13 protein-coding genes are annotated in these 13716 nt (G+C 59.4%); 3 read left to right on the top strand and 10 right to left on the bottom strand.

Translation table 11 applies throughout. From position 1 onward, the window contains the following. The first annotated feature begins 58 nt into the window (after nt 1-58). The 3 genes from J4E00_RS08275 to J4E00_RS08265 all read left to right on the top strand — a co-directional run bounded on the left by J4E00_RS08275 (nt 59) and on the right by J4E00_RS08265 (nt 4178). Nucleotides 59-514: a BLUF domain-containing protein gene (locus J4E00_RS08275; protein WP_208174669.1), complete on the top strand. Its 456-nt coding sequence runs from the start codon at nt 59-61 to the stop codon at nt 512-514. 37 nt (nt 515-551) lie between these two features. Then, complete coding sequence (locus J4E00_RS08270; protein ID WP_208174668.1) at nt 552-3554, top strand: PD-(D/E)XK nuclease family protein; 3003 nt, start codon at nt 552-554, stop codon at nt 3552-3554. Between the two features lie 159 nt (nt 3555-3713). Continuing rightward, nucleotides 3714-4178, top strand: a complete 465-nt coding sequence (locus J4E00_RS08265; RefSeq protein WP_236049613.1) for a nucleoside deaminase — start codon at nt 3714-3716, stop codon at nt 4176-4178. Nucleotides 4179-4265: 87 nt separating this feature from the next. On the opposite strand, the gene J4E00_RS08260 is transcribed toward J4E00_RS08265, so the two are convergent. From J4E00_RS08260 to J4E00_RS08215, 10 genes are all read right to left on the bottom strand, one after another. Further along, the gene (locus J4E00_RS08260) at nt 4266-5027 is read right to left on the bottom strand and encodes an enoyl-CoA hydratase/isomerase family protein (RefSeq protein WP_208174667.1); all 762 of its coding nucleotides are present in this window, start codon (nt 5025-5027) and stop codon (nt 4266-4268) included. A 66-nt stretch (nt 5028-5093) separates the two neighbouring features. Then, nucleotides 5094-7157, bottom strand: a complete 2064-nt coding sequence (paaZ, locus tag J4E00_RS08255) for a phenylacetic acid degradation bifunctional protein PaaZ (protein ID WP_208174666.1) — start codon at nt 7155-7157, stop codon at nt 5094-5096. Between the two features lie 66 nt (nt 7158-7223). After that, nucleotides 7224-8381: a 3-hydroxyacyl-CoA dehydrogenase NAD-binding domain-containing protein gene (locus J4E00_RS08250; protein ID WP_208174665.1), complete on the bottom strand. Its 1158-nt coding sequence runs from the start codon at nt 8379-8381 to the stop codon at nt 7224-7226. Then, a complete protein-coding gene (locus tag J4E00_RS08245) occupies nt 8378-9163 on the bottom strand; it encodes an enoyl-CoA hydratase-related protein (RefSeq protein WP_208174664.1) in 786 nt (261 codons plus the stop codon). The genes J4E00_RS08250 and J4E00_RS08245 overlap by 4 nt, the downstream gene beginning before the upstream one ends. Before the next feature lie 131 nt (nt 9164-9294). Next, on the bottom strand, nt 9295-9813 hold the full coding sequence (gene paaD / locus J4E00_RS08240) for a 1,2-phenylacetyl-CoA epoxidase subunit PaaD (RefSeq protein ID WP_208174663.1): 519 nt from the start codon (nt 9811-9813) through the stop codon (nt 9295-9297). A gap of 63 nt (nt 9814-9876) precedes the next feature. Further along, on the bottom strand, nt 9877-10692 hold the full coding sequence (gene paaC / locus J4E00_RS08235) for a 1,2-phenylacetyl-CoA epoxidase subunit PaaC (RefSeq protein ID WP_208174662.1): 816 nt from the start codon (nt 10690-10692) through the stop codon (nt 9877-9879). Then, nucleotides 10692-10982, bottom strand: coding sequence for a 1,2-phenylacetyl-CoA epoxidase subunit PaaB (gene paaB, locus J4E00_RS08230; protein WP_410779749.1), 291 nt, complete (start codon nt 10980-10982; stop codon nt 10692-10694). The genes paaC and paaB overlap by 1 nt, the downstream gene beginning before the upstream one ends. A 53-nt stretch (nt 10983-11035) precedes the next feature. Then, entirely contained in the window at nt 11036-11986 is a 951-nt protein-coding gene (gene paaA, locus J4E00_RS08225) for a 1,2-phenylacetyl-CoA epoxidase subunit PaaA (protein WP_208174660.1), read from the bottom strand. Nucleotides 11987-12046: 60 nt separating this feature from the next. Beyond that, complete coding sequence (paaE, locus tag J4E00_RS08220) at nt 12047-13126, bottom strand: 1,2-phenylacetyl-CoA epoxidase subunit PaaE (protein ID WP_208174659.1); 1080 nt, start codon at nt 13124-13126, stop codon at nt 12047-12049. Then, a complete protein-coding gene (locus J4E00_RS08215) occupies nt 13126-13707 on the bottom strand; it encodes a TetR/AcrR family transcriptional regulator (RefSeq protein ID WP_208174658.1) in 582 nt (193 codons plus the stop codon). Before J4E00_RS08215 ends, paaE begins: the two co-directional genes overlap by 1 nt. Nucleotides 13708-13716 lie beyond the last annotated feature (9 nt).

Genomic DNA, 13716 nt, shown 5'->3' with positions numbered 1-13716 from the left:
TGGTGGCATTCCGCGCTGGGCCGGCATGCATTCGCTTGTTCAATTTTTCCTGGATGCTATGGGCGCATATCAACTCATTTTTCAAAGCCAATCGATGGTGCCTTTCGAGACACCGGAAATGGAGGCCATGCTGCGTAAGGCCCGGACCAGCAATGCGAACCAGGACATTTCGGGCCTGTTGCTTTACACGCCCGACGGCCGTTTTTTGCAGGTAATCGAGGGCCGGCGCGAGGCGGTTCGCCACCTCTATTACAACCGCATTGTGGCCGACCCTCGCCACTACAACTGCCGGGTGTACGACGAGGGGCCGTGCTGGGAACGCGCTTTTCCGCAGTGGCGCATGGGCTTTCGTTCGGCCACGGCCGCGGTGCTGCGCAGGCTGCTTAGCTACGTGCCCCCCGATGGCCCCGGCCTGCTGGTGCCGCGCCCCCACACCCGCGCCGAGCTCCTCGGCTTGCTTCAGGAATTTGTGGCAAGTGGCGAAGGCCTGACGGAGCTGGAAGAAATGGCTTGAACGGGAACCCTGCTTGAACGCGGTATCTTTACGGGTGATGCCTGTTCGCCCTATTTCCCACCCCTCGCCTACCACCACTGCCCCAACTGCGGCACCCGTTTCCTTCCTCGCTGTCACCGCCCGCGAGCTACTGGAGCGCTACGGCTCCGGCCCGCTCGATGAGCTGTCCGACATCGTCGTCATCGTGCCCACGCGCCGCGCCGTGGTGTATTTGAAGAACGAGCTGGCCTTGGCCCTGCCCGGCGCCGCGCCCCTCTGGGCCCCGCGCGTGGCCGCCATGGAAGACTACATGGTGGAGCTGGCCGGCGTGCAGGTAGAGGAACCCATTGCCCTGCAACTGCTGCTGTATGACATCCTGAAAGGCATCGATACCAAGCTCGATTTCGACCAGTTTGTGGGCTGGGCCGGGCTGCTGCTCAACGACTTCTCCAACCTCGACCAGAACCTCGCTCCCACCCACGAAGTCTTCGAATACCTAACCGAAGCCAAGGCCTTGGAGCGCTGGGACATCAGCGAGCTGCCGCCCAAAAGCCAGGCCGCCGCGCACTCCTTCGGCTTCTGGAACCAGCTGGAGCGCGTATACCACCTGCTGAAGCGGCGCATGCTGGCCAATCACCTGGCCTACCCTGGCCTGGCCTACCGCCGCGCCGTGGAGAAGCTGGAAAAGGCCCTGAAAGACCCCGCTGCCCCCGAGCCGGCCCGCCACGTTTTTGTGGGCCTCGGCAATTTGTCGCGGTCCGAAGAGAAGTTGATTCGCCTGCTGCTGAATGCCGGGCGCGCAGAAGTCCGGTTCGATGCCGACCCTTTCTACCTCGAAAAGAACTCGCCTAACCGCGCCGGCCAGCACCTACGCCGCTATTTTGAGCGCTGGAACCTGCCGCTCGATAACTTCGGCGGCGGCGTGGAGTGGCTGCGCGGTACGCCCCACCATGTGCGCTACCTGGGCGTGGCCAACCCCAGCATGCAGGGCAAGCTGGCCGGCCAGCTCTTGGCCGAAGCCCGCCGCGAGTATCCCGATGCCACCGTGGCCGTGGTGCTGCCCGACGAGACCCTGCTGCTGCCCGTGCTCCACGGCCTGCCCCCCGACGAGGTGCCCGACTACAACGTGACCATGGGCCTGAGCTTCCAGGCCACTCCCCTGTTCAATTTGGTTGATTTGCTGTTCGAGGTCCACCTCACCGGCATTCGGGAGGGCAGCCAGGAAACGGGTTACGGCGTGCCGCGCTACCACCACCTGGCCGTGACCAAGCTGCTCTCCCACCCCTTCCTGCGCCGCTACCAGCAGTGGCAGGACCGCCAGGCCGACCAGCCGCAGTACCACGGCGTGCTCGACCAGATTTGCCGCGAAATCGTGCGCGTCAACGCCGTTTTGCTGCCTGCCGAAGAACTGTTGAAAATGGGCGCGCATCATCCGCTCATCGAGGCGCTGTTCAAAACCTGGGACAATTGCGACGACATCATCCGGGCCTGCGACACCCTGATTGACCTGCTGAAACAGGTATACGCCGACCAGCAGTCGGGCATCGAGGCCGAGTACCTATACCTGTTTTACACCCTGATAAAGCAGCTCGCTTCGGCCTTCGACTGCCGCGAGCAGCGCCTGTCGGTGCGCTCTTTTCGTCGGTTTCTGTACGAGCAGATGGGCCGCACCCGCCTGCCCTTCTCCGGCGAGCCGCTGGCCGATGTGCAGGTGATGGGCCTGCTCGAAACCCGCGCCCTGGACTTCGACCACCTCATCATCCTCAGCTGCAACGAGGGCGTGCTGCCGGCTCCCAAAAAGCAGCAGTCGCTGTTTCCCTACGACGTCCTCACCGAATTCAAGCTCCCCACCTATGCCGACGCCGAGGCCATCACCGCCTACAACTTCTGGCGCCTGCTCCAACGCGCCCAGCGGGTCGACCTCGTGCACGTGCTGCCCGGCGCCGAGGGCATCAAGAGTGGCGAGCGCAGCCGCTTCCTCCTGCAACTGGAGAACGACCTGCTACCGCAAAACCCACAACTGACTTTGGAAGACCTGACCGTGACGGTGGAGGGACCCGAGACCGAAGTCGGAGTTGACCAGTATGGGGGTGACCTCATTTTGGAAAAGGACGCCGAGATGCTGGCCTCCCTGCGCGGCGTATTGGAGCGCAACATCTCGCCCTCGCGCCTCAACGATTTCCTGGCCTGCTCGCTACGATTCTACTTTTCCAAAGTGGCGCGCTTCCACGAAACCGACGCGGTGGAGGAAACCCTGGAGGCCAGCAGTTTCGGCACCATGGTGCACGAGGCGCTGGAAAACCTCATGCAGCCCTTCGCCCAGGATGCCCGCCTGATTACGGCTGCCGACATCCCCGAGCTCATCCGGCAGGCGCCGGCCGAAGTGCAGCGCGCCCTGCGTCAGGAAGAAACCGAGAAGCACGCCCGCGCCGACGAAGGCCTGAACCACGTCTACGGCCAGGTTGCTACCCGCCTGGTCGTGCGCCTGCTTGAAAGCCTACCCGAGCAGCCCGGCTTGCTCCCGCTCCGCCTATTCGGCCTGGAGAAGGAATTGTCGGCTACCGTTTTCGTGGACGTACCCGGCCAACCCGAGCCGCTGGCCGTGCGCCTCTTCGGCTACGCCGACCGCGTAGACGAGCTGCCCGACGGCCGCCTACGCGTAGTCGACTACAAGTCCGGCCTCGTGAAGCGTACCGACCTACAGCTGCGCGGCTACCGCGACCGCCTCACGCCCGCCGAAGCTATCGACCGCCTGCTGCACGAAGCCAGCAGCAGCGCCGACAAAGTGCGGCAGCTCTGGCTCTACCGCCTCATGCTGGCCCACACCGTGAAGCGCGAAACCGCCGACACGTCCATCCTCTCCCTGCGCAACATCGACGAAGGTCTGCTCTCCGCCGACCTCAGCTTCCTCACCGAAGACGGCGGCAACTTCGTAGCCGTTTCCGAAGACTTGGTGCGTAAAATTGCCCTCCGCATCCTCGACCCGACCGAACCCATCCGCAAAACCGACGACTTCACCAAGTGCGAGTACTGCCCCTACAAAGGCATTTGCGCAAGGTAGACAGGCCGTTGTCATTGCGAGCGAAGCTCGGCAATCCGTCTTCCCAGCACGACCAGACCCGTGATGTGACAAAGCTTTCAACCCACTTATATTTATTACAACTTAGCGTTAGTCGCAGTGAGAGGACGGTTTGCCGCGCCCCACTGCGTTCCGCTCGCAATGACAAATTCCCCCATGACTGACCAAAACAAAGACGAATTCATGCAAGCCGCCATCGACGAAGCCCGCCTGGGACGCTCGCAGGGTGGTATTCCCATCGGCTCTGTGCTCGTGCGCGACGGCAAAATCATCGGCCAGGGCCACAACAAGCGCGTGCAGGAAGACAGCGCCATTAAGCACGGCGAGATGGACTGCCTAACCAACGCCGGTCGCCAGCGCAGCTACCGCGACACTGTCATCTATACCACGCTGATGCCGTGCTACATGTGCGCCGGCACCATCGTGCAGTTCAAAATCCCCAAGGTGATGGTGGGCGAAAGCCGCACCTTCGGCGAGTCGCGCGCCTTCCTCGAAAGTCACGGCGTGGAAGTAGTCGACTTAGACCTACAGGAGTGCGTGGACATGATGAACGAGTTCATCGAAGCTGAGCCCACGCTGTGGAACGAGGATATTATGGAGCTGTAGGGTTTCTTCAGAAGACGTAAAATTCAGCCCGTCATGCCTCGACTCCGCTCGGCATGACGGGCTGTTTTCGTTCGCCTCAAGCAGACGCTACTTCCGCAGCACCCGCCGCGTAAAATCCGACAGCACCAGCGTGCCGCTGATACCTGCCCGCTCCGTGAGCAAGGTTTCCCAATGGTCGGTGCCCTGCCAGAAAACCTGCTTCATGGCCCGCACAGCATCGGGTGCATAAGCCGCCATTTTAACTGCGAAAGTCGCAACCGCAATATCTAGCGTGGCTACGTCCGCCACTACTTCGGCATATAAACCCTTTTCCTTCGCCCAGGCAGCCGAGCGGAATTCGCCCGCGTCCAGCGCCAGTTGCTGGAAGGCGGCGGAGCCAACCTTGCGCTCCACGGCTGGCCCCACCACGAAGGGCCCGATGCCCACGGCCAGTTCGCTCAGCTTCACAGCCGCGTGCTGGGTGGCAAAACAATAATCCGTAGCTGCGGCCACGCCTACACCACCACCCACAGCCTTGCCCTGCACCCGGCCGATAATGATTTTGGGGGCGGTGCGGCAAGCATTAATCACACGGGCGAAGCCGGAGAAGAATTCCAGGCCCTGTTCCTTGGTTTCGATGGTCAGCAGTTCGTCGAAACTGGCCCCGGCGCAGAAGGTGCGGTCGCCTTCGCTTTTGAGCACGATGACTTTCGTGGCCTCGTCTTGACCAGCGTGGGTGATGGCTTGGGCCAACTCATTGAGCACCCGGCTGGGCAGCGAGTTGTGCGAAGGGTGAAAGAAGGTGATAGTAGTAATGCCCGCGGCATCGGTTTCGGCCAGTACGTGCCCGGCGGTGAGGGTGTCGCTCATTGGTTTTTAACAAAAGTCCGTCATACTTTGCTAGGCTCTGCATGACGGACTTCATTGATGTTCAAATTATTCCTGATTTTTCTTTTTGACCATTGTTAGGATAGTGGCGACGGCGACGGTTTCGTTGGTTTCATCAGTCACCGTTACAAGCCAGCGCACGATGCCTTTGGCGATGTCGTTCTCGTCGCGCTTCTCCTGGCCTACTTTCTCCTTCACCGTCAGTTTCACGCCAATGGTGGTGCCGGGGTACACGGGCTTGGTGAAGCGGCACTCGTCGAGGCCGTAGTTCAGCAGCACGGGCCCCTTGCGCGGGTCCACGAACATGCCGGCGGCCTTGCTCAGCACGTAGTAGCCGTGGGCTACGCGGCCGGTGAAGAGCGTGCCATCCAGCGATGTAGCATCGACGTGGGCATAGAAATTATCGCCCGAGATACCCGCGAAATTGGCGATATCAGCCTCCGTTACGGTGTGCTTATGAGTGGTGTAAGTTTCGCCGATTTCCAGTTCCTCGAAATATTTCTGGAAGGGGTGCTTGTCGTATTCCACCTGCTTGGCACCGGTCTGGTACACCTCCGTAATGGCCGTAATCATGCTCGGTGAGCCCTGCAAGGCCACGCGCTGCATAAAATGCTCCACACCCCGGATACCGCCCATCTCCTGGCCGCCACCCGCCCGGCCGGGGCCGCCGTGGATGAGTTGCGGCAACGGCGAGCCGTGGCCGGTGCTTTCCTTGGCCATCTCGCTGTTCAGCACCAGGATGCGGCCGTGGTGCGTGGCCGCGCCCAGCACGAACTCCTGCGCCGTGCGCGGGTCGTTGGTAGCCAGCGAGCATACCAGCGAGCCTTTGCCCAGGTTGGCCAGCGTCACGGCCTCGGCCACGTCGTGGTAAGGCATCAGCGTCACCACCGGACCAAAGGCTTCGATTTCGTGGCTGTCGAGGTGCTTGAACGGCTGGTCGTTGCGCAGCACGATGGGTGAAGTGAACGCCCCTTTGCCGAAGTCGGCCCCGTGGTCCTTGCCCAGCAACTCTAGTTCGTCCAGGTTGCCGTACACAATGGGCGTATTTTGGGCCAGATGCCGCACCCGCTCGCGGAAGATGTCGGCTTGCGCCCGGCCAGCCAGCGCGCCCATCCGCACGCCTTCAGCCTGCGGGTGGCCCACGGTAGTTTGCGCCAGTAGCTTACCCAGAGCAATCTGCACATCTTCCAGCAGGTTTTCGGGCACGATGGCGCGGCGGATGGCGGTGCATTTCTGCCCGCACTTGGCCGTCATCTCCTTGCGAATTTCCTTTACGAATAAGTCGAACTCGGGCGTGCCCGGCTTTGCATCCGGTCCCAGCACAGCAGCGTTCAGTGAGTCGGCCTCCATCGTAAATGGTACGGCTTCCTCAATGATGCGTGGGTGGGCGCGCAGCTTGCGACCGGTCGTGGCCGAGCCGGTGAAGGTCACTACATCCTGGTACGTAACGTGGTCGAGCAGGCCCTGGCCCGAGCCCACCACCAGTTGCAACGCACCCTCAGGCAGGATGCCGGAAGCAATAATTTCGCGCACCACGGCCTCTGTAAGGTAGGCCGAGGGCACGGCAGGCTTCACCACGGCGGGCATGCCGGCCAGCAGGTTCACCGCAATTTTCTCCAACATGCCCCAGATAGGAAAGTTGTAAGCGTTGATGTGCACGGCCACGCCCTCACGGGGCACCAGCAGGTGCTGGGCCATGAAGGTGCCGCCTTTGCTCAGGCCCACTGGCTCGCCCTCCACGTAAAACGGCTTGTCAGGAAACTTACGGCGCAGCGAGGCATTGGCAAATAGGTTGCCGATACCGCCCTCAATGTCAATCCACGAATCGGCCCGCGTGGCTCCGCTCCGGTAGCTCAGTTCATAGAAAATCTCCTTCTTCTCCTGCAAGTGGAAGGCCAGCGCCTTCAGCATGCGCCCCCGCTCGTGGAAGGTCATTTTGCGCAGCTTGGGGTTGCCCACGCGGCGGCCGTAGTCGAGGATGCTGGCGAAGTCGAAGCCTTCGGTATTGGCTAGGGCAATGACTTCGCCGGTGCTGGCATCGAGCAATTCTTGGGGCGAGGTGCCGCCGGAAGTCCAGCGGCCGAGGGTGTAGTTTTCGAGGGTGGGAGTCATGGGAAGGTAGCGCACGCTGCAGCTTGCGCGGGTAAATGATTTGAGATGAACAAGCTAAAGCACGTTCTACAAAAAGTTCTGCCCCGCTCGCACTTTGCGGCGCAGCAGCGAACTGGCACGGTACCGGTCTTCGTGGTACTCTGCGTACAGCCCATCCAGGGTGGCCAGCACGGTGGCGGGGCCTAGCTCGTCGGCCCAGGCTAGTAGGCCTTTAGGGTAGTTCACGCCCTTGGTCATGGCCAGCTCAAGGTCGGCGGCCGAAGCCACGTTCAGGGCCAGCGCATCCACAACTTCGTTGATGAGCATGGCTACAATGCGGCTTACAATCTGGCGGCCTAGCGTTTCGTCACGGGTGGGCTCGGGTGCCACGGCACCGGCGGCGTAATTGTAGAAGCCCCGGCCTGACTTGCGGCCGTAATAACCGGCCTCAAACAACCGCTTTTGCGAGAAAGAGGGCTTGAAGCGGGGGTCGTAGAAGAAGGCAGCAAACACGGATTCTGTCACGCGGTAGTTCACATCGTGGCCAATGAAATCCATTAGTGCGAACGGACCCATGCGGAAGCCGCCCAGCTCGGTCATGGCCCAGTCGATGGTCGCCATATCGGCAATGCCTTCTTCCATGATGCGAATAGCTTCGCCGTAGAACGGTCGCGCCACCCGGTTCACAATGAAGCCGGGCGTGTCTTGCGTGAGTACTGGCAGCTTGTTCCAGCTTGCTACTAATTCCTTGATTTCCTCCACCAAGCCGCCCCGCGTCTGCACTGCCGGAACCACCTCCACGAGTTGCATTAGCGGAGCCGGATTGAAAAAGTGAATCCCCACAAAGCGCTCCGGCTGCTGGCAGGCAGCGGCAATTGATGTCAGCGACAGCGACGAAGTATTACTCGCCAACACACAATCGGCCGAAACCACCCCTTCGAGCTTACGAAAAAGCTGCTGCTTCACGCCTAAATCCTCCACGATGGCCTCAATCACAAGGTCACAGTCCGCGAAATCGTGCATATCGGCCGTAGCATGAAGACGACTGCTGGCCGCCTCTGCCACCTGGCTGGTCATTTTGCCCTTTTCCGCCAGCTTGCGCAGGCTATTCTGTATCCCGGAAACGGCCCGCTCTAATGCACCAGCATGCTGGTCGAGCAGACGCACAGTGTGGCCGGCCATGGCCACCACCTGGGCAATGCCCGCGCCCATGGCCCCGCAGCCGATTATTCCAACGGTTTTCATTGGCCGGTGAAGGTGGGTTGGCGTTTTTCGAGAAAAGCGGCGACGCCCTCGCGGTAGTCGGTGGTATTGCCGGCGCGGAGCTGATAGTCGCCCTCGGCGCGCAGCTGCTGGGCCACGTCGTTTCCGAAGGAGCTATTGAGCAATTGCTTGGTGTAAGCCAGTCCTTTGGTGGGCATAGCGGCCAGCTTACGCACCAGCGTAATTACGTCCTGGTCGAAAGTTTCGTCGGCAAATGCTTTGTAAATCATGCCCATTTGCACGGCTTCGGCAGCGCTTACCTTGTCGCCCGTCATCATCAGAGCGCTGGCCCGCTGCATGCCAATGAGACGCGGCAGGAAATAGGTGCCGCCGCTGTCCGGAATCAGTCCTATCTTACTGAAGGCCTGAATAAAGGAGGCTGATTCTTTGGCTACTACAATGTCGCAAGCCAGGGCAATGTTGGCCCCGGCCCCAGCAGCTACGCCGTTCACCGCTGCTACCACTGGCTTATCCAGTTCTCGAATGAGCAGGATAATCGGATTGTAGTGCTTCTCAACGATTTCGGCCACTTCCGGGCTATCCGGCCCCGTGATTTCGGCCAAGTCCTGCCCTGCACAAAATGCCCGGCCGGTGCCCGTTATCAACACCGCCCGCACTTCGGCATTCGTCTGGCAGTCGCGCAAGTGTTGCTGAAACGCCAGCGCCAGCGGCTTATTCACGCTGTTAAATACCTCAGGCCGGTTGAGGCGCAGGGTGGCAACGCCGTTTTCCAGCGAAAAAATCAGGGAGTTGTTTTCGGGCATAGGTTGAAGAGCTATTGAACACTGTAGAGACGCGACCCTTCGCGTCTCCTCGTTGCTGCTGTTGTTTAGGCTGCGCCGATTTGCGCAGTTCGAGTCCAATGGGAGGCGCTAAGGGTCACGCCGCTACATTTTCAACTGTGACATTTGAAGTAATCGAATGGCTCGCGGCAGTCGTCGCACTGATACAGCGCCTTGCAGGCCGTGGAGCCAAACTGGCTCACCAAGTGCGTGTGCTCCGACTTGCAAAGTGGACAGAGCACAGCGGTTTCCTTGCCGAATAAGTTAAGGACATGGCCGCTGGCCGTGCCATCAATCGGTGGGGCGATGCCGTAAGCTTCCAATTTCTCGCGGCCGGCGGCGGTCATCCAGTCGGTGGTCCAGGCGGGGCTTAGCTGGGTGTTTATAGTTAGCTTGGTGTAACCTTCGGCCAACAGCCGCAGCCGAATATCAGTGGCAATGGTATTCATGGCCGGGCAGCCCGAATAAGTTGGGGTGATGGTCACGGTCACCTGCTCGCCTTCTACGCGCACCACCCGCACGATGCCTAGGTCCAGGATGCTGAGCACTGGTACTTCGGGGTCGGTTACTTCCTCCAGCAGCCGCCAGATTTCAGCGGTTAGCTGCTGGCTGTTAGCTATAAGCTCGCTCATTACCAATTCACTACTAAATAAAAGCTAATAGCCAGCAGCTAACCGCTAAAGGCTGAAAGGCATTTACCATGTCATGCCAGGGTAGGTGCGCTGCATATACTGCAGCTCGGTCAGAATATAGCCTAGGTGCTCGGTGTGCCGCCCGTCTTTGCCACCTGTCAGCATAAACACCTGCTGCGGAATGACTAACGAAGCCTCTTCCATCACCCGCTCAGCATGGGCCGTCATGCTCGCCTGGATATCAGCGTACTCAGGAATAAGACCAATAGTCTGCAGCTCTTTTTCCAGCGCCGTGGGTATTGTCAGCTCGCCCGAGAAGCGCCATAATTCCGCGATGGATTTCTCCACGCGGCGGTGGCTTTCCTCCGTGCCGTCGCCTAGCCGGATTACCCATTCCGAACTCCATTTCAAATGGTAAGTAGCTTCCTTCAGCGACTTTTCCGCAATAGCCGCCAGTCGCTCATCGGCATTATTCACCAGTTGCTTCAGGAAGTGGTAGTGGAAATTATCGAACAGAAACTGTCGCACCACGGTATCGGCAAAGTCGCCGTTGGGCTGCTCCACCAGCAGCGGGTTGCGGTATTCGGTGGCGCTACGCAGATAGGCGAGGTCGTCCTCGGTACGTCCCTGTCCTTCCAGCTCGGCGGCGTATTGGTAGAGGCTACGGGTTTCGCCCAACAGGTCCAGCGCGATATTGGCCATTGCCAAATCCTGCTCCAGAATGGGGCCGTGCCCACACCACTCGCTCAGCCGGTGGCCCAGAATCAGGCTGGTATCGGCCAGTTGCAGAACGAACCGAAACAGCTGTTGCCGCACTTCCGGGGAATACGTGGCCAACGCCGGATTTTCAGACGGGGCAAATTGCATAGCGTCTTCCATTACATGTGTTTAATAGAATCCGGCACCTGGTAAAAAGTCGGGTGTCGGTACACTTTGTCGTTGGCAGGGTCGAAGAAGGCTTCCGCATCATCGGGATTGGAAGCGTGCACATGCTTAGACTCCACTACCCAAATGCTGATTCCCTCCTGCCGGCGCGTATAAACGTCGCGGGCATTCTGGATGGCCATCTGCGCATCAGCCGCGTGCAGGCTACCCACGTGCTTATGGTCAAGCCCCTGCTTGCTGCGGATAAAGACCTCCCATAGAGGCCATTCGGATTGGGTCATGATTACAGTCTGTATTAGCGCGTCATGCTTCATAACTCGCTATTTTTTCTTTTACGTTACGCCGCTACGACCTGCCGTGCCGCCCGCTTAGCTGCGTGCGCCATGGCGGCCTCACGCACCCAGGCACCTTCCTCGTGCGCCTTCACACGGGCACCCAGACGGTCACGGTTGCACATGCCGTTTCCCTTCACCACGGCCCAGAACTCGTCCCAGTTCACCTCGCCAAAGTCGTAGGCTTGGCGGGCTTCGTTCCATTTCACTTGCGTATCCGGCACGGTCAGGCCCAGAAACTCAGCCTGGGGCACCATCATATCTACAAATTTCTGGCGCAACTCGTCGTTGGTGAAGCGCTTAATGCGCCAGTTCATGCTCTGCGCGGTGTTGGGCGAGTCTTCGTCTTTAGGACCGAACATCATCAGCGTAGGCCACCACCAGCGGTTGAGCGCCTCCTGGGCCATGGCTTTTTGCTCGGGTGCGCCTTCGCACAGTGTCTGCATTATCTCAAAACCCTGGCGTTGGTGGAAGCTCTCTTCCTTGCACACCCGCACCATGGCGCGGGCATACGGGCCATAGGAAGTACGGCACAGCGGTACTTGGTTCAGAATGGCAGCGCCATCCACCAGCCAGCCCACGCAGCCCATGTCGGCCCAGCTCAGCGTGGGGTAGTTGAAAATGCTGGAATACTTAGCTTTACCCGAGTGCAGGTCGGCCAGCATCTGGTCGCGGGTGGTGCCCAACGTTTCGGCGGCGCTATAGAGGTAGAGGCCGTGACCGGCCTCGTCCTGCACCTTCGAAAGTAGGATGGACTTGCGCTTGAGCGAAGGGGCACGCGTAATCCAGTTCCCCTCCGGCAGCATGCCAACCAACTCAGAATGCGCGTGTTGCGAAATCTGCCGAATCAGCGTTTTGCGGTAGGCATCTGGCATCCAGTCTTTGGGCTCAATGCGCACGTCGGCATCAATACGGGCCTGAAACTGCTCTTCCTGGGTCATTTCTAACGTTTCCATGGGCTTTCAACAAAGCTTAACTAACAATCGTTAGTTAAATGTAAGAAATTTTAAATCCGACTACTGGTCAAAATCCACCGCAACGGTTTCCGATGTCGGGCGGGCCTGGCAGGTAAGTACGTAGCCTTTCGCTACTTCGGTATCTGAGAGCGAATAGTTTACATCCATTTCCACTTTGCCATCCATCACGCGGGCCCGGCAAGTGCTGCACATGCCGTTTTTACAGGAATACGGCGCATCCACGCCGGTTTCCAGCAGTGCATCAAGGATAGTATTGCCGTAATACGACATCTCCAGTACGCGGGTATTGCCGTCAAGCTGCACCGTTACCCGGCTATGCTTATCGTCTTCCCCCACGGGTGGCAGCTTGGCTTTAACTGCGCCCGCTTGCCCGGTATTATCCGACCCAAACATCTCAAAGTGAACCTTATCTGGCGCAACACCGGCTTCGGTAAGCGCGGCCCGCACGCCATTAATCATGTCTTGCGGCCCGCAGATAAAACACTCATCGATTTGACTGGCCGGCATCAATTTCTGTAAAAATTGCGCCGCCTTAACCTGGTCGATACGACCAAACAGCAACTCTGACTCACCCTGCTCCCGGCTCAGCACATGGTACACGCTCAACCGGTTGAGAAAGCGGTTTTTCAGTCCTTCAATTCCCTCTTTAAAGATGATGGAGTTGCGGCCCCGGTTGCCATACACCAGCGTTACACGGCTATCGGGCTCAGTCAGCAGTGCAGTTTTAATGATGCTAAACACCGGCGTGATGCCACTGCCAGCCGCAAAAAAGAGGTATTGCTTGGCTTGCTCTGGGTGCAAGGGCGTGTGAAAATGCCCGGCGGGCGGCATCACCTCCAACTCCTCTCCTACCCGCAACGCATCCACGGCCAGCGACGAAAACCGGCCCTGTGGCACCTTCTTAATTGCCACCTGCCACTCTCCTTCCAACGGGCTGCTGCAAATGGAGTACGAGCGGCGCAGTTCCTCGCCATCATGCTCGCGCCGAAAGGTCAGGTACTGGCCCTGCGTGAACGCAAACGTCTCGCGCAGGTCAGCCGGCACGTCGAGCGACACCACCACGCTGTCGGGCGTTTCGCGCTGAATGCGCTTAATCTTCAGTTTATGAAATCGGCTCATTATTGCTTTTTTGCCAGACCATTCAGTAGGATGGTCATGATGTCCTGCTCCAACTCCTGGGCCGTGACCCCGCGCCCGGGCCGGTACCACAACTCCACCCAGCGAACCGCCGACAGGATGGTAAACAGTGCCACGGAGGCATTCACAGGCTGAAACTCGCCCTCGGCAATGCCGTTCTCAATGAGCATGGCAAATCCCTTTTCGTACTGCTTGCGGGCTGCTTTAAATAGCTCCAGTTTGTCGCTGGTTAAGTATTTCCAGTCGTTATTAGCTACCGACACGGCCGCACCATCCTCCAGCATCAGATGAATGTGCAGGCGCAGCAGTTCTTTAAGCTTGTCGCCGTTCGACCCACGCATCTGCTCCACCTGGGCGAGTTGGGCGATGTAAGTATCGGAAACGTGAAAGCAAAGATGTTCCAGAATCTCGTCTTTCGACTTGATGTGGTTGTACATACTAGCTGCCTCCATGCCCACTTCGCCCGCCAGGTCGCGCATCGACGTCCCGCCGAAGCCCTTCAGCTTGAACAACTTGGCTGCTTCGTCCAGAATAATCTGGCGCTTGTTTTGTTTCTTGCTCATAGCCCCGGT

Origin of the sequence: Hymenobacter negativus, assembly GCF_017571495.1 — a bacterium.
Taxonomy (GTDB): domain Bacteria; phylum Bacteroidota; class Bacteroidia; order Cytophagales; family Hymenobacteraceae; genus Hymenobacter; species Hymenobacter negativus.
Note: the sequence above shows the minus strand (reverse complement) of the source record. Positions and strands in the feature narration are given on the sequence as shown.

What these genes read in the sequence shown, in the direction of transcription:
- J4E00_RS08260 (WP_208174667.1), bottom strand. Translation starts at nt 5,027, where the DNA reads ATGAGCGACACCCTCACCGCCGGGCACGTACTGGCCGAAACCGATGCC.
- J4E00_RS08245 (WP_208174664.1), bottom strand. Translation starts at nt 9,163, where the DNA reads ATGCCCGAAAACAACTCCCTGATTTTTTCGCTGGAAAACGGCGTTGCC.
- J4E00_RS08265 (WP_236049613.1), top strand. Translation starts at nt 3,714, where the DNA reads ATGACAAATTCCCCCATGACTGACCAAAACAAAGACGAATTCATGCAA.
- paaC (WP_208174662.1), bottom strand. Translation starts at nt 10,692, where the DNA reads ATGGAAGACGCTATGCAATTTGCCCCGTCTGAAAATCCGGCGTTGGCC.
- paaD (WP_208174663.1), bottom strand. Translation starts at nt 9,813, where the DNA reads ATGAGCGAGCTTATAGCTAACAGCCAGCAGCTAACCGCTGAAATCTGG.
- J4E00_RS08275 (WP_208174669.1), top strand. Translation starts at nt 59, where the DNA reads ATGGGCGCATATCAACTCATTTTTCAAAGCCAATCGATGGTGCCTTTC.
- paaE (WP_208174659.1), bottom strand. Translation starts at nt 13,126, where the DNA reads ATGAGCCGATTTCATAAACTGAAGATTAAGCGCATTCAGCGCGAAACG.
- J4E00_RS08250 (WP_208174665.1), bottom strand. Translation starts at nt 8,381, where the DNA reads ATGAAAACCGTTGGAATAATCGGCTGCGGGGCCATGGGCGCGGGCATT.
- paaZ (WP_208174666.1), bottom strand. Translation starts at nt 7,157, where the DNA reads ATGACTCCCACCCTCGAAAACTACACCCTCGGCCGCTGGACTTCCGGC.
- J4E00_RS08215 (WP_208174658.1), bottom strand. Translation starts at nt 13,707, where the DNA reads ATGAGCAAGAAACAAAACAAGCGCCAGATTATTCTGGACGAAGCAGCC.
- paaA (WP_208174660.1), bottom strand. Translation starts at nt 11,986, where the DNA reads ATGGAAACGTTAGAAATGACCCAGGAAGAGCAGTTTCAGGCCCGTATT.
- J4E00_RS08270 (WP_208174668.1), top strand. Translation starts at nt 552, where the DNA reads ATGCCTGTTCGCCCTATTTCCCACCCCTCGCCTACCACCACTGCCCCA.